Source organism: Fontisphaera persica, from assembly GCF_024832785.1.
Taxonomy (GTDB): domain Bacteria; phylum Verrucomicrobiota; class Verrucomicrobiia; order Limisphaerales; family Fontisphaeraceae; genus Fontisphaera; species Fontisphaera persica.
In genome coordinates, this window is sequence record NZ_CP116615.1 from 2,861,090 (window position 1) to 2,879,457 (window position 18,368).

Genomic DNA, 18,368 nt, shown 5'->3' on the forward strand with positions numbered 1-18,368 from the left:
AGCAGATGTCGTAGCGCAGACTTCCCTTCTGTAGCGCAGGCGTCCTCGCCTGCGAGTTCACGGAGCCTCCCGGCTCCGTGATTTCTGAGTTGCCAAGGTCAAGCGGACGCGCAGCGCCTGCGTCCCGTCCCGCCAAGCGGGAGCGTCCCGCCGAAGTCAACTCCACCTGCGTCCACCCTCCTTCACCTAAGCCCTAAATCAAGTCTTCATTTTTTAATCCCCTTGTCGCCGCCACTAGCCCTCCAGGCGGCGGCAGCCACTGCGGCTGAAGGGTCCTCCTACTCGTCGTCCGCGTGACCAGCACGGCCAGCCCCAGCACCGAGTCTGCTTGTCGGCAGACAGGCCGCTCGCCTGGACCACCCCATTTACCCCGCGTCAAGAGCTATCGTCCACTATCGCGCCCCAAAAACCGCACCTTGTCATCTCGCCAAGAAGCGCTTCCGGGCGTTTCCAGATCATCGCCTGGCCAGGTGGCGTCCGGCAATGCAGCGCCAGGATCATGAGCGTCACAGTCGCCCTGACCGGGGCCAAACCGCAGCCCCTTCTGTGCCTGGCCAACGGCCAGGACGGGGCGGCAGGCTTGCCGCGTTATACATGGCGCAGGCTGGGGCCTTCGGAGCAGGATCAAGGCGGGAGCGCGGCTGACTTTCTTACACCATCTGTGCGGGACACCCGTTCCCCAAGTGCTCATTAGTCTCGGTGCCGTCTTAAGATGAACACCCACACCGGACTTGTGGCACACGCAAAGAGTATGCCCCAACAGACCAAGGCACCCACCACCATCTCGACCGGATTCTCTTTCGGATTCCAATGCAGCCCGCATTGGCGTGCAAGTGCGCTGCACGGCCAGAGAAACACGTCACCCAGTTCAAGGCCAAGGAGAAAAGGCCAAATGGCTATCCCGAGAGACGCAAAACTGCAAAGCGCCAGAAAAACCCAAACGACGATCCGTTCGATGCTGACCAGCGTTCTTCCAATCGTTATCACAGACCCCATCTCAGATACGCTTCTTGAATCAGAATCGCCCACCACAATAGCACGCGCACTTGACAGCCCAGCGCTCCATGTTGGCCTTGAGTTTCGGTGTCGTGAACACGACGGCGGCTTGCTGCCGTGCATTGCCCTCAGCACCACCAGGTTCGCCACCCCCGTGCTCACCTGTATCTCCGAGGCCACCCCAGCTACTTGGAACAATCCGGCCACCTGTTCCACCTGGATTCTCGGGCGACCCCGTGATTGGCGGTTGCGCTGTCCAGAGCGTATGATCATGCCCCGTGCGCGTGAGGACTACACTGTGGGCGTAGTAATCCTGCCAAGAGTGCATGAGCCGCCCCATCGCCTCAAGGGCCTTCTCACAGTCGTCGTTCGTCACCGGCCTCTTGCTCAAGGCACGGTCAAAATTCCTCTGCTCTACACCCAGATAGCTACTGTAAAGCCTGATAAAGCGGGCGGCTTGGCTCCCGACAGGTGTATCAATGTCCCTGTTGAAGTGCCTGAAGTTCTGTTTGAATGCTATCCCGTCGTCTTGTGTTAAGTTCCAGTGAATCAGCCTGTCCAGCACTGTTTCCGCGCAAGGAAAGGACTTTAACGCCCCTGGAAAGGCCTGTTCAAAAGCCTGCCTTGTGAGCGAGGTGTGCCCACCCGACTTCCACAGCCCAAGAACATCCACCTTGTTCTGCGAGTCATTGCCACAAAACGCATAGACGTTCTGACCACCTTTCTCCCCGATGGGGTCTCTGTTTGGCCACCTGCCGGTGGCGGGGGAGTAGTAGCGGTGGCCGTAATAAGAGAGGCCAGTTTCCCAATCGTGGTATTTGGTGGAGAAGAGATGGGTGAACGACTGCGCCAGGGGCCGGTGGCGCGGAGGAGCTCGCCAAAGGGGCCGTACTCATATTGCGCCACCCACACCCCATCCGCCGCCCGCACGTACCCCATCACATTCCCATTGCCGTCATACACCGGCCAATACACCCACGCCCTCGGACCATTGTGAATCACCGTCGCCATCGCCTCAAGGGCACAACTTGCCTCCCCCACGGCTTCATCCCCCCGCATGGCTTCTGTCGCTTGCATCTTCAGGCTGACCCACCGCCAATATCCCCCAAAACCACCCCCCCTTCAAGCCCCGTTTTCTCCCTCCCATCGGCGGGACGCCGATAGAACCCGCACGCGGGACGCGTGCGCTACCCGAGACCTTCAACCCCCGCACCCTCGCGTCACTGCGCCTCGGCATTTGGTGTTAGTTTTCCACGTAAAACGTCCCCCTTACTCACCCGCCGCCACGCCCCCTCTCGTGCCACTCTCCGCCACAATCCCAAACAGCGGTACAAGGACTGTGGCACGCGCGCCTGCCTGTGCGTGTTGAACCTAAAAAAACGAACCTGCTCCCAACAGCCGCAGGATGCGGTGGGTGTCCAACTTTCCTCCCGCAAGGACTGAGTGCGATTGGTTTCCTATGCACCGTTGTTGCACAACACCGAGATCTATGTCACTGAGTTCCGGCTAACCCATTGCTCACAAGGAATACAGCTCCCAAAGCGAGTATCTCAATAGGGATAGCTAGGAGGGCTATCAGAAGAAGAACCAGCTTTCTCCCGAATGGAGCCCGCTGCATACCAACGCCGATAATGCATACGCCGAAACTTAACAGTGCAATAAGCCCACCACCCACGCCGAGATGGATCCCAGTCCGTTCAACAAGCGTCAAGACACCCACAAGAAGAGCAGGACCGATCAGGCCAAGCACATACACAGCAGTTGCAATTTTAGTTCGCGATAAATCCATCTTTGCACCCTTTATGATGAAATTCTTTCCACCCACATTGAGCAACATTCTGTGCAGCCCAAACCAAGATCGTTTTCATCTCGGCTGTGGGCTGTCTACCGCCTAAAAACCAAGTTGGATCGAAGTCGTATTTGTCAAAGATACACGCTTCCCAAGTCAGAGTCCGGCAAGCGCAGGATGTGGTCAAGTTGATGGTAACTCGCCCAATTGAAGCAGACCATGGATTTCCAATCGAATCCCCGACTTGTGTCGTTCGGTTAAACCAATAAAACGGGTTTGTCTTGCAGTCTTGCGCTTGCTTTTTTAATTCAGCTTGGAAGGCTGGCGCTGCTGCCAATACCGTCCCCATCTCAGACTCCGTCAGTTCAATATCATTCGCCGTGCCACTAACGAACCTATTCCACGCTCGAATGTCCTCCGCGGTATTCAGATAGCCTCGAATTTTCCCCTCCAACCAGGTGCAAAGCCCTTTGTGAATGTCCGGCAGCGGATTCTTGAAGCTAGGCAAAGCCACCGCCAACGTGGTTCCACAGGAACCGGCGCAAAGCCCAACTGGATCGAAAAGGTTAATTGTATCGTTTGCAACGCAAGCGTACAGGTTGTTCCCTCCCAACTCCCCGATGGGATCTCTGCTCAGCCAGCGGCCTTGGGCGGGGGAGTAGTAGCGGTGGCCGTAGTAGTTGAGGCTGGTTTCCCAGTCGTGGTATTTGGTGGAGAAGAGGTGGTGGAACGCCTGCGCCAGGGGGCCGGTGGCGCGGAGGAGTTCGCCAAAGGGGCCGTACTCGTATTGTGCCACCCACACCCCATCCGCCGCCCGCACGTACCCCATCACGTTCCCATTCCCGTCATACGCCGGAAAATACGTTCCCGCATTCGTCCCGCTGTGCACCACCACCGCCAAAAGACCCCCCACGCCCCCCGCCCCCTGCGGCGTGCCCGACACGTCCACACCCCACACGTGCGTGCGCACCTCGCCCGTCACTTCTTCGACTTCGGCGATCATGTTCCACCCATCATACACATATCTCCACCGGCTTTGCAACTGCCATGCCGTCCCCACCTTATTCGACACCACCTTGCTCACCCGCCGCCCCAACCAGTCATACCCAAACCGCAACTCCAGGTTCGGCGCGCCCAAATTCACCGGCGTGCTGCTCATGTACATCCGCGCCAAGCGGTTCTCCGCATCCCACCGGTACGCCCACCAGCCGTCCGAAAACAAATTTCCTTCCACGTACGTCCCCACCCCCAGCACCCACGCCGGGCGCATCCGCACCTCCCGCGTGTACGTCTCCGAATGCCCACCGGGGTTTGTTTTTACGGCCACATTCGTCACCGCCAGCCACACCGGCCCGCTCCCGTTGGCCACCGCCAGTGCCGCATATTATTCATTTCGCTAACCGGCAATGCAAATCGTCTTACTCTAACTTTGCGTCGCCCGGTTCGCCTTCACTGCCGCTAGGGCAGCATCGTCATCCTCCAAGCCTTACATACATCCTAAAATAAAAAAACCTTTACGCCGGTAAAGTCGGCGGAGATCCATGAACTCTGTCTTACTGTACTCCATTCCGAAATGGGCCTGATTGTACTCCAATATCAGGGTAATTTCCTCCGTCGTAAAATCGGACCCTTCCACGCGCTTAACAAACACGATGTCCGATGCGACCGTTAGCAGCGCAAGTGTCCGCGTTTGGCCCAGTTCAAGGAGCAAGCCTTGAGCAATACGGCGAACTTCTGCAGACAGAGGGCAAATCTTTGGACTGGGAAAACCAAAGGTCTCAAGCAAACCTAGTGACTGTTCATAGGAACATTTAGGCAGATACCAGAAATCTGCGGTCAGGGAAGCAAGTTTGTACCCTGTAATCCCCCCTGTATTAACGATCTCTTCGACTATGTGAGCGTCATGCAAATGACGGACTAAAACTGCTTGTTCTCTGATCAACGATATTAAGTGTTCTTCGATAAACGGATGATCGATGTTCACATCACCACTGGCCCGACGGCGGTAAGCCTTCACCATACCATCTCCCAGTTTGAGAAAGCATGCCTTCCACTCGTGATCAATCGTAAAGGACATAATTATCTCATGCAACCGTTGGAGCTAACTCAAGGGCGGAATTGATAGTAGGGAGCATATTGGGGCGCATTCTGGCTATATCCAACGAAACCAAATCGCTGCTGGAAAAAGATCGAGTAAGAAAGTTTACACTTTAGAGCCACTCTTTGTTGCCGGCCGAATTGTTGAAGGTCTCTGCTGAATATTTTGTTCATCACATACGTCCACTCGGGACGTTTGACCGTTCCCGCCCACCGCCGGCCAGTTTTTGCTTCGTAGGCGGCGGTAACGGGTCCTGGAAAGGTTGATCCGGCATCATACCTTGCTGTCTCTCCATCTGGAGCTATGACAATCAATTCGTAGTTCGGCTGAAACAACCGGCTGATATAAGCATGGTGAGCGGCATTTCCGCCAAGTCCTGCGGCGTCCCAAATGAATTTGCAGCACGTTTTGGGGTTTAGACTCTCCGCCACTTTGGCGTACGCTCGCGGCTCTTTGCGTTGGTTTTCCTGCAACTCCTTGAGCAGTTGCTCCTGTTCCTGAATCATCACCTCTGCTTGGGCGTTTTGCTGGTCAATTTTGTGAATTTCGTAAACCTGATATGCAGCCAATCCGGCCACCGCGACACCGGCCACCCACACGCCACCTGCAACGAGTGCTCCGCCTGCGCCAACCGCTGCCGCGCTTCCGCCGCCTGCCGTTATTGTAAGCGTAACTCCGGCCCCTCCAGAAGACGCAGTTCCCAGTGTGGTTCCAAGGACAACGGATTCGACAAGGACTCTTCCGTCGGCATCAATGTGGGTAATTGGGCGATTATAAACAAAGCCATACAGATTTACCCCACCGTTCTCCTCAATCAAATCTCTGCTCAGCCACCGGCCGGCGGTGGAGGAGTAGTAGCGGTGGCCGTAGTAAGAGAGGCCGGTTTCCCAGTCAAAGTATTTGGTGGAGAAGAGGTGATTGAAGTCCTTGGCCAGGGGGCCGGTGGCACGAAGAAGTTCACCAAACGGGCCGTATTCGTATTGCGCCACCACGCCACCGTCAGAGGCCCGCACGTATCCCGTTACATTCCCATTCCCGTCATACACCGGAAAATACACCCCCGCATCCGGGCCGTTGTGAATCACCGTCGCCACCAAACCACCCACACCCCCCGCACCGTGCGTCGTCCCCGACAAATCCACCCCCCACACGTGCGTGCGCACCTCGCCCCTTGGCCCATACACTTCGGGACAATTCTTCTCCTCCACGATTGCCCACCCGCCTATGGCTTCATTCACCTGCATCTTGTGGCTGACCTCGCACCCAATATCCCCCAAAACCACCTCCCCTTCAAGCCCTCATTCGCCCCCAAATCGGCTTTTGGCTTGCCTCACCTAGGCCATAGGAGCGGTGTCGTAGCGTAGGCGTCCCGTCCCGCACAGCGGGATACCGCCTGCGTCTCGCAGGCTTATTCCAACCTTACGATGCGTGCTCACCTTCGTTACTGCACAGGAAAGATTGACGCGAGGCCTAGTGCTTCCCAGCGCGTCTGTTTGACTTCGGCAGTTCTGCAATCACGGAGCCGGGAGGCTCCGTGAACCCGCAGGCGAGGACGCCTGCGCTACACACCCTCACCTTAGCCTTTTACAACGATGGAGTGGAGGGAAAAGGGGGCAGAAATGGTGAAGGGGAAACACCAACCACGAATGAACACGAATGGACACAAATTTAAACAGAAGGAAACAAAGGGAACGAAGGGTGGAAACCGCCCCCTCACCCTGGCCCTCTCCCCGGGGGGAGAGGGAAATACATCAAGTTCTGTCACAGACTTTGACCACCCTCACCCTAGCCCTCTTCCAATGGGAGAGGGAGGAATTGTAGCTGCGCGGATTATCCTGCGCTGGCCATGGATCTCCCCATGGCCTGCGGGACGCGGGCCGAATCCCGCTGTGCGGGACGGGACGCCTGAGTTACGGCACAGGAAAGATTGGCGCGCGATTTGGTGTTTCCAAGCGATTCCTCTTTACGTCGGCAGTTCTGCAATCACGGAGCCGGGAGGCTCCGTGAACCCGCAGGCGAGACGCCTGCGCTACGGACGGGGACGCCTGCGTTAGGTGCTTGGTGGTGAAAAAGGGGGATGATTCCGCTGGCTTGGACAGCCGATGTCCACCCCTGGCTGGCATGCTGGGGGCAAATGCAAATGGAAGCCCTATGACCAAAAAAGAGCGGTTCATGACTTTCGTTTTTCTGGGGGCCATTGCCCGAGACCTTTCCCGCGGCACGCGCGACTCGCAATTGATTGCGCTTCAGGCCGACCAAATCCCGGAAACAGACATCCCCTTGAATCCCTGGAATGCCGCCAAGGTGTTTCTGGCGTATGTGGATGGCCGCACGGCGGCGCACCGCTGGATGCGCATCCCGCAGGACTGAAGTCGAGGGACGGCAAGGTGCGGCTCCATGGTTCACAGTGTGCCGGGTTGAAATTGAGCGTGGCCCACGTCATAATGAGGCGCGTGCATCCGCAGATTCAGGCCTGGACGCGGCGGCGTTTCCTGCAACGTGCCTTGTGGGGAGGGGGTGCGTTGTGCCTGGCGGCGGGGCCGAACTTGCTGGCTTCCTCGCGGGAGCGGCAACGGTTGCGGGTGGCGGTCATTGGCTGTGGCGGGGCGGGGACGGGATGCGTGGGGGTGGCGGCCATGGAGCGGCTCGTTGCGCTGGTGGACGTGGACGAGCGCAAGCTGGCCGCCGCCTGGCGGGCTGCGTCCAGTCATGGGCAGCAACCGCGCGTCTTTCGGGATTACCGGCGCATGCTCGAAATTTGCGGGGAGGAGTTGGAGGCGGTGTTCATTGCCACGCCGGACCATCATCACGCGCCGGCGGCCTCGCGTTGCCTGGCCCTGGGGAAGGCGGTGTTTGTGGAGAAACCGCTGGCGCACAATATCGCTGAGGCGCGGGCCTTGCGGCGGGCGGCGCGGCGGGCGATGGTGCCCACCCAGATGGGCAATCAAGGCCACAGCAGCGAGGGTTACCGGCTTTTGTGCGAGCATATATGGGCGGGCGCCATTGGGGAGGTGCGGGAAACGCACAGTCTCTTGGAGCGCGAACCAGCGGCGGAGAGTGCCGGCGACATGGCCGCATCTGCGCCGCCGTGGTTGGAGTGGGATTTGTGGCTGGGGCCGGCCGCCGAGCGGCCCTATCGGCCGGGCTTGCATCCCGCGGGCTGGCGGATGGCGGTGGATTTTGGCACGGGGGTCTTGGGGGACATGGGATGTCACGTATTGGACGGGGTGTTTTGGGCGTTCAAATTGTGGCAGGTGGAGCGTTACACCGTGGAATGCCTGGCGCAAACGCCCGCTGCTTCGCCGGAGGCGCATCCACGCCATAATGTAATTTGCTGGCGCATTCCGGAGCGCGCCGATTTTCCCGCGCTGACGGTTTATGCTTATGACAGCGTCTGGCCGCCTAAAATTCGCGAGCTGGAGCGGCGCCTGGGCGAAAAACTGCGCGGGGGCACGGTGTATTGGGGGGACAAGGGCGTCATGTTCACCGGCCCGCAGGGGGAAGGCCCGCGTTTTTTGCCGTCCAGCGAGCAGGATGCTTTTCCCAAACCCCCAAAGAAAATTGAGCGTCCGGGCAAGAATGGGTACCGCGAGTTTTTGGATGCGTGCCGTGGCCACCCTCCGGCCAGCTCTAATTTTGAAATGGCCGGGCCGCTGACGGAGTTTGTGTTGACCGGGGTGCTGGCGAGCCGGGCAGGAGTGGGGCAGGCCTTGGCGTGGGACAGTACGCGGCTGACGGTGGCGGGGCGGGCGGATTTGCAGCCGCTGGTGCGGCGCAGTTATCGAGCGGGCTGGGAGGTGGAGGGAGTGCGGGGATGAATGCGCCCGCGTCACATGCAGGTGAGGGCCGGGCGGGCGGGGCGCTGCCCGGAGCGAAGATGGCGCTGGGTTTATTGCTGGCAATCAATCTATTCAATTATCTGGACCGGCAGGTGCTCGCGGCGGTGGTGCCGCATTTGAAAACCTCCCTGTTTGATAGCGGCCAGGCTCACGGCATGGAGGGCGTGCTGGCGTGGGGCGAAAAACATCTGGGCTTCAAACCGGAGAATGCGCTCATCGGCCTGCTCTCGATGGCGTTCATGGTGTGTTACATGGTGGCGGCCCCGCTATTTGGGCGGCTGGCGGTGCGGTATTCGCGTTGGCTGATTATTGGCCTGGCGGTGATGGTCTGGAGCCTGGCCAGCGGCGCCTCGGGGCTGGCGGTGACGTTTGCCGGCCTGTTGCTTACCCGGTGTTTGGTGGGCATTGGCGAAGCCGCCTACGGCCCCGCCGCGCCGGCCTTGTTGTCGGATTATTTTCCAGTGCAGGTCCGGGGGCGCATTCTGTCCGTGTTTTATCTGGCGATTCCAGTGGGCAGCGCGCTGGGGTATGTGTTGGGCGAGCAGGTAGCCAAATCCAGTATCGGCTCCTGGGCCGCGGCCTGGCTGGGATGGGAAACGGAAAGCTGGCGGTGGGCGTTTTACCTGGTGGTGCTGCCGGGACTGGCGCTCGGCCTGTGGGCGTTGTTCCAGCGTGAGCCGCAAAAAACCGCTGGCCAACAACCAAGCCGCGCCACCGGATGGAAAGATTACCTGGGCTTTTTCCGCATTCCGTCCTTTGTGTATTGCACGCTGGGGATGGCGGCGATGACGTTCGCCATTGGCGGCATCGGTTTTTGGATGCCCTATTTTCTCGAACATCTGCCCGGCAAACCCGGCTCGCCCACCACGATTTTTGGCGGGCTTACGGTGATTTCGGGGCTGGCCGCCACCCTGGCGGGCGGATGGGCCGGGGACCGGTTGCGCGAGCGTTTTCCCGGCTCTTATTTTCTGGTCAGTGGCGCCGCCATGCTGACGGGCTTCCCGATATTTGTGGCGGCGTTGCACGCGGGCTATCCGTGGATATGGCCGGGAATTTTTCTGGCGTGTTTCTGCCTGTTTTTCAACACGGGGCCGACCAACACCATTCTGGCCAACATTGCTCCTTCGGCATTGCGGCCGGCGGCGTTTGCCTTGAACATTTTGATTATTCATTTATTGGGCGATGTGATTTCGCCGGTGATTGTGGGGCTGGTGGCCGACCGGTGGAATTTGCGCGTGGGTTTTCTGGTGGTGGGCGTCATGTTTTTGGTAAGTGGCGTGTTGTGGCTGCTGGGGGCGCGGCATCTGGCGCGGGATACGGCGCTGGCGGAGAGTCGCGGGCCGGCAAGTTGACGGAAGCATGATTTATGGAATCTCTGCCCTGGAATGTGCGATGGTTGCAAAGGGTCATCCGCCTGCTGCTGCGGGTGTTGTTTCGTTTCCGGGCCTACAACACCGAGGTGCTGCAAACACCGGGGCCGGTGTTGTTGACGCCCAATCATCTGACGTGGATTGACTGGCTGTTCTTGATTGCGCATGTGGACCATCGGTGGCGGTTTGTGACCAGCCGCACGACGGCGCAGACCTCGCCGCTGCACCGGTGGATCATGATCAACCGCTTCACCTTCCCCATTGACACCGCCTCGCCCTACGCCGTGAAGCAAATGGCCGAGCACTTGATGCAGGGCGGCCGGCTGGTGTTGTTCCCAGAGGGCCGGATGTCCCGCACGGGCGCCATGATGAAATTATATGAGGGCACCGGCTTCTTGCTGTTCAAGACGCGCGCCCGCGTCATTCCCTGTTATCTGCGGGGCGCCGAGCGCATCCGGTGGGCCAAACACAAGGGATGGAAACGGTGGCTGGCCCCCGTGAGCGTGCATTACGGCCAGCCGCTGGAGCCGCCGCAATATCCCGGTTTGAGCACCACCGCCGCGCGCCTGCGGCTGACCCGCTGGCTGCGCGATGTCATGCTCGAACAACAACTGGCGGTGGAGCAGGCGTTCGGCCCGCCCACGGTGACGGCGGCGCTGTTGCGGATGGCGGCGGCGCGGCCGGGTTTCCGGGTGTTGGAAGATTTCACCGGCCAAAAACTCACGTACCGCCGTTTGGTGGTGGGCGCCGAGCTGCTCGCAGAGGTCTGGCGCGCGCAATGGCCGGAGGAAACCCAGCGCATCGGCGTGCTCCTGCCCAACGCCAATGCGTTGCCCGTGACCTTGTTGAGCTTGTGGCTGACCGGCAAAGTGCCGGCTCTGCTGAATTACACCACCGGCCCGGCGGTGATGCGCGCCTGCGCCCAACTGGCCGGGCTGCGGCACATCATCACCTCGCGCGCATTCATCACGCGGGCACGGCTGCGCGTGGAGCCCTTGCAGGAGGCCGGGCTGGAGCTGATTTACCTGGAGGACGTGCGGCAGCGCATCAGCAGCGGCCGACGGCTGGCCCGCATGTGCTGGCGGTGCTTGAAAATGCCACGGGCCGGCGCGGGGTTGGCTGACCACCGCGACGCCACGGCGGTCATTCTCTTTACCAGCGGCTCCGAGGGCGTGCCCAAGGGCGTGGAGCTGACGCATGGCAACCTCATGGCCAACATCCGCCAGTTGTTCACCGCCGTGCCGTTTCAGGATGATGACCGTTTCTTCAACGCCCTGCCGCTATTCCACAGTTTCGGCCTGACCGCCGGCACGCTGGCTCCCTTGACCCGCGGACTGGGCCTGTTTCTGTATCCCTCGCCGTTGCATTACCGGCTGGTGCCCGAAGTATTTTATGACCGCGCCTGCACCGTTTTGCTGGGCACCAACACCTTCCTCAATGGCTACGCCCGCCGGGCGCATCCTTACGATTTTTACCAACTGCGCTACATCTTTGCCGGAGCCGAAAAGGTGCAGGAGTCCACCGCGCAAACCTACGCGCGGAAATTTGGCGCGCGCATTCTGGAGGGCTACGGCGCCACCGAGTGCAGCCCCGTGATTGCCGTGAACTCGCCTTTGGAGCCTCGCTTTGGCACGGCGGGGCGGCTGCTGCCGGGCATGGAATATCGCGTGGAGCCGGTGGAAGGCGTGCCGCAGGGCGGGCGCCTGCTGGTGCGCGGGCCGAATGTGATGAAGGGCTATTTGAATCCGGAGGCCAACGCGGCCTTTCAGGCCCTGGGCGGATGGTACGACACCGGCGACATTGCGCATGTGGACGAAGACCGTTACGTCACCCTGCTGGGACGGCTCAAGCGCTTCGCCAAAATCAGCGGCGAAATGGTCAGCCTTACCGCAGTGGAAGAAGCGCTGGCGGGGGCGTTTCCGCAGTACGGCCAGCGGTGCACCGTGGCGGTGCTCAGCCAGCCCGACGCGGACAAAGGCGAGCGGCTGGTGGCCGTGGCCAACGATGCGCGCCTGACAGTGGACGATTTGCGCCAGGCCCTTCTGCTGCGCGGCCTGCCGGCCTTGTGCGTGCCGCGCGAAGTGGTGTACTTGCGCGAACTGCCACTGCTGGGCACGGGCAAGGTCAACTATCGCGAATTGCAAAGCTGGCTGGCGGCGCGCAAACAAGGCGGATGATGTAGGCAAGCCCAGAGGCACCCTGCCGCGCAAAACACCCCCCGCATTTACCCCCTCGCGCCAGGCTCTCTGCTGGTGAGGAAGGGTCAGAGTGCGGGGACGCTTCTCATCCTTTGTTCTCTTCGTTTCCTTCTGTTTATAATTCGTGTTTGTTCGTGTTCATTCGTGGCAGACCTTCCCCCCTTTTCCCTCTCCCCCTGGGAGAGGGTCAGGGTGAGGGGGTTCCTCTCCATCTTCGTTCTCTTCGTTTCCTTCTGTTAAAAATTTGTGTCCATTCGTGTTCATTCGTGGTTGTTGTTTCTCCTTTCACGCGCTCTTCTTCGCATTCCCCCTACCCCATCGTGGTAAAAGCCAAGGTGAGGGTGTGTAGCGCAGGCGTCTCGCCTGCGAGTTCACGGAGCCTCCCGGCTCCGTGATAGCTGAACTGCCGTCGTCAAACAGACGCCCCTATAAGCACCAATCCGCCCGTCAAATTTTCCTGCGTGTAGCGCAGGCGTCCTCCCCCGTAGCGCAGGCGTCTCGCCTGCGAGTTCACGGAGCCTCCCGGCTCCGTGATTGCTGAATTGCCGTCGTCAAACAGACGCCCCTATAAGCACCAATCCGCCCGTCAAATTTTCCTGCGTGTAGCGCAGGCGTCCTCCCCCGTAGCGCAGGCGTCTCGCCTGCGAGTTCACGGAGCCTCCCGGCTCCGTGATTGCTGAATTGCCGTCGTCAAACAGACGCCCCTATAAGCACCAATCCGCCCGTCAAATTTTCCTGCGTGTAGCGCAGGCGTCCCGTCCCGCAAAGCGGGATGAAGCCTGCGTCCCGCAGGCCGGCTTCGGCGTCCCGCCGAAGTCAACCTCACCTACGTCCCCACCTTTTGTATGCGCGCCGCACGTCCCCCTCAAAACCCTCAACCCCCTGCGTCTTCGCGCCTTTGCGCCTTGGCGTTAATTCAAACCAAACCGTAACTCCAGGTTCGGTGCGCCCAAATTCACCGGCGTGCTGCTCATGTACATCCGCGCCAGCCGGTTCTCCGCATCCCACCGGTACGCCCACCAGCCGTCCGAAAACAAGTTTCCTTCTACATACAACCCCACCCCCAGCACCCACGCCGGACGCATCCTCCCCTCTCGCGTGTGAGCCTTCGACTTCCCACCAAGGCCTGCCTTTACCGCTACATTCGTCACTGGCAACGTCTTGGCCCCACGTTACGTAATGTAATACCCCTGCGCACCGACTCCTCAAGGTGTCCATCAAACCGGGGCAAGCACAGGAGAAACACCCACCACGAATGGACACGGATAGACACGAATTTTCAACAGAAGAAAACGAAGGGAACGAAGAGGGAGAAGAGGCCCCTCAGCCTGGCCCTTTCCCACGGGGAGAGGGGAACTATTAATGGGCGTTGTGGGATTTTCGCCCGCTTTGGTGGGATACAGGCCGAGATGAAGATGTGGGAAACGGCAGCCGCTCAAATTATATTCATTCATCCCTTGCCCCCCAACTACGGGACGCAGGCCGGGTTCCGCTTGACCTTATCAGTTCTGTGGTCACGGAGCCGGGAGGCTCCGTGAACCCGCAGGCGAGGACGCCTGCGCTACATGCTCTCACCCTGACCTTCTCCGGGGGGAGAGGGGGGGGTAGCGGGACGGATTATCCTGCCCCCCTAGCCTGTGGGACGCCATACGTTATGACTAATGCGAGATTGAGGTGCGGCTTGGTGCTTCCAGGGGCGTGTGTTTGACGACGGCAATTCAGCTATCACGGAGCCGGGAGGCTCCGTGAACCCGCAGGCGGGACGCCTGCGCTACAGACCCTCACCGTGGCCCTGTCCCGGGGGGAGAGGGAAAATAGTTAATGTGCCTCGAATTATTCATTATCTGCGTTTGCTCAATGCAGTCGAGGAGGGAAAGTAAGAATAGAAACCCCATAGATGTTCTCATCTCAATTCGTTGCCTCCGGCCTGCGGGACGGAGGCTGAATCCCGCTTTGCGGGACGAGGACGCCTGCGCTACAGGGAAGGATACGCCTAAGCTACGTGGGGGATGGTGGAAGGTGTATTTCCATGATTAGCTCATGTGCTGGAGACAGATGGTGGGGGGCAAGCACAGATGGGCTTCACTTATTATCAGGCGGGGAGGATGAATAAGCATAGATTATGCTGGGGTTAAATATTTGTAAGTCATTTGCAGAAAACGACTTACCTTGGTTTTTGGGCGATAAAATCATTGACCTGGAAGCCCGTTTCGCTTAAATTTTTTCAATAAAAGCCTGCTCTACATAAAACCTTATTAGTATATGTTTAAGGTCCCTCCGGCGGGTTATTTGGAGATAGGGTTGCTGGTCTTGCTCTTTTTTTGGGTCATCAAGGAGACAACTATTAAAGGACTTTTCATGATAGGCTGGACGGCTTTTTTCTGGCACTTGGCAGGGGTCGTACCGGCTTATGGGAGCATAGTGCTTGCCTTATATCTTGCTGGAGTTGTCGGAGTAATTTGGACAGGCAAAACGGCCAATCTGTTCACCGACATTATCTTCAAGTTGTTTGATGACTACGAAGACTACAATTATAAGCATGAGCAACTCGGCATCCAAACCTTGTCCGCTTATGCCCACAAGGGCAAGCATCGGAAGGTTATCCGGCTGGCCGAGCGCTTGAAGCGGGACGGCACTTACAATCCGCTGGTGCTGGAGGCGTTCATCGCCCGGGCCAAGCCCAAACCGGAAAAACTGTATGAACCCACCTTGTACAAATTAAAGCGGGAATATTTGGAGCCTGAAAACAAGGCACGGGATAAGTAGGCGCGCGTGGGGGTTGATAGAAGGTTCTTACTGCTCCCCAAGGGGCGGATTTACAAGCGGAGCCGAAGTTTTTCGGGTAAACAGGAAAAGTATCAGCGCAGGTAGTCCAGGAGGGATTGACGGAGGACCATGCCGCCGGTTTGGAGGGCGGCCATGTAAGCTGTCTGGGTGGTGTTCAACCGCACCAGTGTTTGCGCCAAATCGGCATCGGCTTCCTGGGACACCAGCTTTTCGACGCCTTCCAGACGGGTGCGCGCCAGGTTGTTGGCGGTGTCGAGCCGTGCCTGCATGACGCCGTTGGCGGCGAGGTGGTAAATGAAATTTTCCTCGTCATCCTTGAGCCTGGGAATGTCAGTGGTTTGGATGCTCTGGCTGTCGCCCGCCTTCAAGTGGTCTCGCAAAGCCACCAAGTGCGCAAAGAAATCGGCCCCGGTGCGGCTGTCGGCCAGAAGCCCGCGCGGCCCGCTGCCGCCGGTGTTCACGCCCGGTGTTTGGGCCGGCAACGCCAGTCCTTCGGCAATCTCCACCTCGCGCACGTCGGCGTTTCCCTGGTAGGCCACGCTGATGACATTGCCGTTGGCATCGTATTGTGCCTCGAAGGGCGGGGTCTGGGTGCGGGTGCCGCCGAATAAGTAATCATCGCGATGGCGGGTGTTGGCCAGTTGCACCGCCTGCTTAATCAATTCATCCAACTCGGTGGCATAGGCCTGCATTTCCTCGCGGGAGCGCACACCGCCAGCGAGCACGGCAATCTCGCCGGCGCGGTCACTGATGCGTTTCAGGCCTTGAAAGACGGTGAAGGATACTTGGGCGCCTTCCTTGAGCAGGCTGATATTGCGCTGATATTGAGACAAAGTGCGGCCTTCCTGCTGCAAGTCCAGCACGCGCCCCATGCCATCGGGGTCATCGGAGGGGTTGCGGATGCGCTGGCCGGTGGCGGCCTGGGTTTGCAGCAGATTCTGGCGCTGGGTCAAGCGGCCCAGATGCACCACTAAATCATTGGCAAAGGTATTGGCGGTAACGCGCATGGGTCAGCCTCCGTGCTTAACGTTTCATACTGATGACGGTCTCCAATAATTCATCCACCGTGCTCACCAGCCGCGCCGAGGCCTGGAAAGCTTTTTGGAATTTGACCATCTCGGTCATTTCTTCGTCCAAGGAAACTCCGCTGACAGCGTCGCGCTGGCGGCGCAACATTTGCTCGACTGCCTCCTGATTTTTCACCTGGCGATTGGCTTGCGCGAGGGCTTCGCCCAGGTTGGTCACGGTCTGATGGTAAAATTGCTGGAAGGTTTGATGGCCCAGAGCAGGCTGCGCGGTTACCGCCAACCGTGCCAGGGCCAGAGCGGTTTGGTTATCGCCGAGGGCGCCGGCCACGCCTGCCGCCTGGAAACGGCTTGGATTCTGCGCCAACACCTCATTCAAGCGGATGGTGGCGGCATCGGTGCCCTCAAAGAAGTCCAGTCCAGTGTTGCCCTCCAGGTCAAAACCGGCGCCGTGGGCGGTGTTCACTGCGGCAATCAGCGCCCCTGCCAACTGGTTGAGGCGAGTCAAGGCGTCTGCCAGGGGGCCGTCGCGGGTTTCGATGAGTCCTGCCAGTGAGCCGCTGGACAACGGGAGGGGCTGGCCGTCGGAGGTCCGCACCTGCCACTGGCCCTGGCCGGCATCGTAAATCTCCAGGGGCAAAGCCACCTGCTGGCCGTCCACCAGCATGACGCCATTAACGGAAACGTTGACCTGGCCAGTTTCGTCTTCCACCGCCTCCAGATTCAGGTATTTACCCAGCTCCTCCAGCTTCTCCTGCCGCAAATCGCGCAGGTCATTGGCCGGCCCTTTGGCGGAAAGTTCGGTGCGGGCAATTTGATGATTCAACGCAGCAATCTCGGCGGTGAGACGGTTGACGGCGGCCGCTTCGTCCTGCAATTGCTGTTGGATGGTGGATTGCAAACCGGTGAGGCGTCCGGCCAGGCGGTTAAACTGCTCGGCCAAGGCTTGCGCCTTTTGCACGAGCACCTGCCGCTCTTCCAGACTGGCGGGCTGGGCGGCCACGCTCTGGAAGGCATTGAAGAGGTCGCTCAGGTTTTCTGCCAGGCCCATCTGCCCGCTGATGCCGCTGGTGCCGGCGGCGCTGACGCTGCCGGCCTGGCGGTCAAGCTGCTGGCCGAGGGAAGTTTCAGCCTGTTCCAGGAGCTGTTGCTGGGTTTGCCAGTAGGCGCTGAGGCCCGCCTCGTTGATGAGCTGGCGGTCCAGCAGGGCGTTGCGCAATTGAGTGATGGCCACCACCTGGGCGCCGGTGCCTTGCGGTCCCAGGGGCGTGGGGATGGTGGTGTTGGTCTGGAAGCGCACCCGCTGCCGGGCGTAGGCGGGGTTGTTGACGTTGGCCAGGTTGTGACCAGTGACTTCGATGCCGGTCAACTGGTTTTGCAGTGACCGCGCGCCCATGTCCAAGGTGCCAAACAAGCCCAGCATAAGCGTTTTTAGCCGACAGCTTCGTACAAGGAGGTGCCCGGCAAGCCCGCCCCCACCCGCCCGCTCTGGTCGTACACCGGAGTGCTACCGGAAGGAAACAGCGACTCAATGAATTTGCGCATCAGCTCCACGGTGCGCGCCAGGAGCAGGTGGTTCTGGCGGGCCCGCTGTTGCACCCGCACCAGGAGCCGGTTGTTTTCGTCCACCAAGGCCTGAATTAACAACTGGTATTCTTCGGGCAGGTGCGGCAACAGGCCGGTCAGGGTGGGGTCCCCCGGCAACCCCAGCGCGCGTGCCAGTTGGCGGCGGCATTGTTCGCGATGCTCGCGGGCCTGGCGGACCAGGCTGCTCTGGTGATTGATGGCGGCGGCCAGGCGCAAGGTTTCATCGGCCTCCCGTGCCATGACCTGCTCCTGCTGCTGGTCCAACAGCGCCAGCAGCTCGCCATATTGGGTCAACTCGGCACGCAAAGCGGCCACCAAGGCTTCAAGATGCTCCCTCATGTGTCAAAGGCCGGCGCTCGGCCGGCGCGGGTGGTGTCTGCCATTGTTCCAAAAGAGCCCGGGCCAAACCCAAGCCGCCACCCTGGGTGACGGCATCGGCCAGTTGGGCCGTGAGCTGGTCCCGGTAAATGGCAGAGGCAGTGGAATCCTTGACCAGGCTGCTGCGGAACACAGGTTTCTGGGCTTCAGTGAGGATTTGCCGCACCAGCATGGCTTCAAATTGACGGGCGGCCTCGGCGCGCCGCGCGGCATCTTCCGGTTGCGGCCGGCAGCTCAGTTCCTCCGGCGAGAGCGGGCGGGAAGCAGCGGCATTGAGGGGGGGCACGGGGGCAATCATAAC

At 59.8% G+C, this 18,368-nt stretch carries 14 protein-coding genes; 5 read left to right on the forward strand and 9 right to left on the reverse strand.

Going from position 1 to position 18,368, the window contains the following annotated elements; translation table 11 throughout:
* Positions 1 to 1,015: 1,015 nt before the first annotated feature.
* From NXS98_RS10675 to NXS98_RS10690, 4 genes are all read right to left on the reverse strand, one after another.
* Positions 1,016 to 1,849, reverse strand: coding sequence for an RHS repeat-associated core domain-containing protein (locus NXS98_RS10675; RefSeq protein WP_283848159.1), 834 nt, complete (start codon positions 1,847 to 1,849; stop codon positions 1,016 to 1,018).
* 916 nt (positions 1,850 to 2,765) lie between these two features.
* Positions 2,766 to 3,944, reverse strand: a complete 1,179-nt coding sequence (locus NXS98_RS10680; RefSeq protein ID WP_283844957.1) for an RHS repeat-associated core domain-containing protein — start codon at positions 3,942 to 3,944, stop codon at positions 2,766 to 2,768.
* Between the two features lie 327 nt (positions 3,945 to 4,271).
* Positions 4,272 to 4,862, reverse strand: coding sequence for a hypothetical protein (locus tag NXS98_RS10685; protein WP_283844959.1), 591 nt, complete (start codon positions 4,860 to 4,862; stop codon positions 4,272 to 4,274).
* A gap of 29 nt (positions 4,863 to 4,891) precedes the next feature.
* The gene (locus NXS98_RS10690) at positions 4,892 to 5,989 is read right to left on the reverse strand and encodes an RHS repeat-associated core domain-containing protein (protein WP_283844960.1); all 1,098 of its coding nucleotides are present in this window, start codon (positions 5,987 to 5,989) and stop codon (positions 4,892 to 4,894) included.
* A 1,045-nt stretch (positions 5,990 to 7,034) separates the two neighbouring features.
* On the opposite strand from NXS98_RS10690, the gene NXS98_RS10695 reads away from it, so the two are divergent.
* From NXS98_RS10695 to NXS98_RS10710, 4 genes are all read left to right on the forward strand, one after another.
* On the forward strand, positions 7,035 to 7,253 hold the full coding sequence (locus tag NXS98_RS10695; RefSeq protein ID WP_283844961.1) for a hypothetical protein: 219 nt from the start codon (positions 7,035 to 7,037) through the stop codon (positions 7,251 to 7,253).
* A gap of 83 nt (positions 7,254 to 7,336) precedes the next feature.
* Entirely contained in the window at positions 7,337 to 8,701 is a 1,365-nt protein-coding gene (locus NXS98_RS10700) for a Gfo/Idh/MocA family protein (RefSeq protein ID WP_283844962.1), read from the forward strand.
* A complete protein-coding gene (locus tag NXS98_RS10705) occupies positions 8,698 to 10,074 on the forward strand; it encodes a spinster family MFS transporter (protein ID WP_283844963.1) in 1,377 nt (458 codons plus the stop codon). Before NXS98_RS10700 ends, NXS98_RS10705 begins: the two co-directional genes overlap by 4 nt.
* Before the next feature lie 14 nt (positions 10,075 to 10,088).
* Positions 10,089 to 12,269 carry an AMP-binding protein gene (locus tag NXS98_RS10710; RefSeq protein ID WP_283844964.1) on the forward strand — a complete coding sequence of 727 codons (2,181 nt, stop codon included), beginning with the start codon at positions 10,089 to 10,091 and terminating at the stop codon, positions 12,267 to 12,269.
* Positions 12,270 to 13,201: 932 nt separating this feature from the next.
* On the opposite strand, the gene NXS98_RS10715 is transcribed toward NXS98_RS10710, so the two are convergent.
* Positions 13,202 to 13,375 (reverse strand): hypothetical protein, encoded by a 174-nt coding sequence (locus NXS98_RS10715; protein ID WP_283844965.1) that lies wholly within the window; start codon positions 13,373 to 13,375, stop codon positions 13,202 to 13,204.
* Between the two features lie 1,177 nt (positions 13,376 to 14,552).
* On the opposite strand from NXS98_RS10715, the gene NXS98_RS10720 reads away from it, so the two are divergent.
* Entirely contained in the window at positions 14,553 to 15,056 is a 504-nt protein-coding gene (locus NXS98_RS10720) for a hypothetical protein (RefSeq protein WP_283844966.1), read from the forward strand.
* Positions 15,057 to 15,148: 92 nt separating this feature from the next.
* Here the strand turns inward: NXS98_RS10720 and flgL are convergent, their stop codons facing one another.
* Genes flgL through NXS98_RS10740 form a run of 4 tightly spaced genes read right to left on the reverse strand, consistent with a single transcriptional unit; the run spans position 15,149 to position 18,365 of the window.
* Positions 15,149 to 16,084 carry a flagellar hook-associated protein FlgL gene (gene flgL, locus NXS98_RS10725; protein WP_283844967.1) on the reverse strand — a complete coding sequence of 312 codons (936 nt, stop codon included), beginning with the start codon at positions 16,082 to 16,084 and terminating at the stop codon, positions 15,149 to 15,151.
* 16 nt (positions 16,085 to 16,100) lie between these two features.
* The gene (gene flgK / locus NXS98_RS10730; RefSeq protein ID WP_283844968.1) at positions 16,101 to 17,525 is read right to left on the reverse strand and encodes a flagellar hook-associated protein FlgK; all 1,425 of its coding nucleotides are present in this window, start codon (positions 17,523 to 17,525) and stop codon (positions 16,101 to 16,103) included.
* 8 nt (positions 17,526 to 17,533) lie between these two features.
* Entirely contained in the window at positions 17,534 to 18,028 is a 495-nt protein-coding gene (locus NXS98_RS10735; protein WP_283844969.1) for a flagellar protein FlgN, read from the reverse strand.
* Positions 18,012 to 18,365, reverse strand: a complete 354-nt coding sequence (locus NXS98_RS10740; RefSeq protein ID WP_283844970.1) for a rod-binding protein — start codon at positions 18,363 to 18,365, stop codon at positions 18,012 to 18,014. The genes NXS98_RS10735 and NXS98_RS10740 overlap by 17 nt, the downstream gene beginning before the upstream one ends.
* Between the last annotated feature and the right edge of the window lie 3 nt (positions 18,366 to 18,368).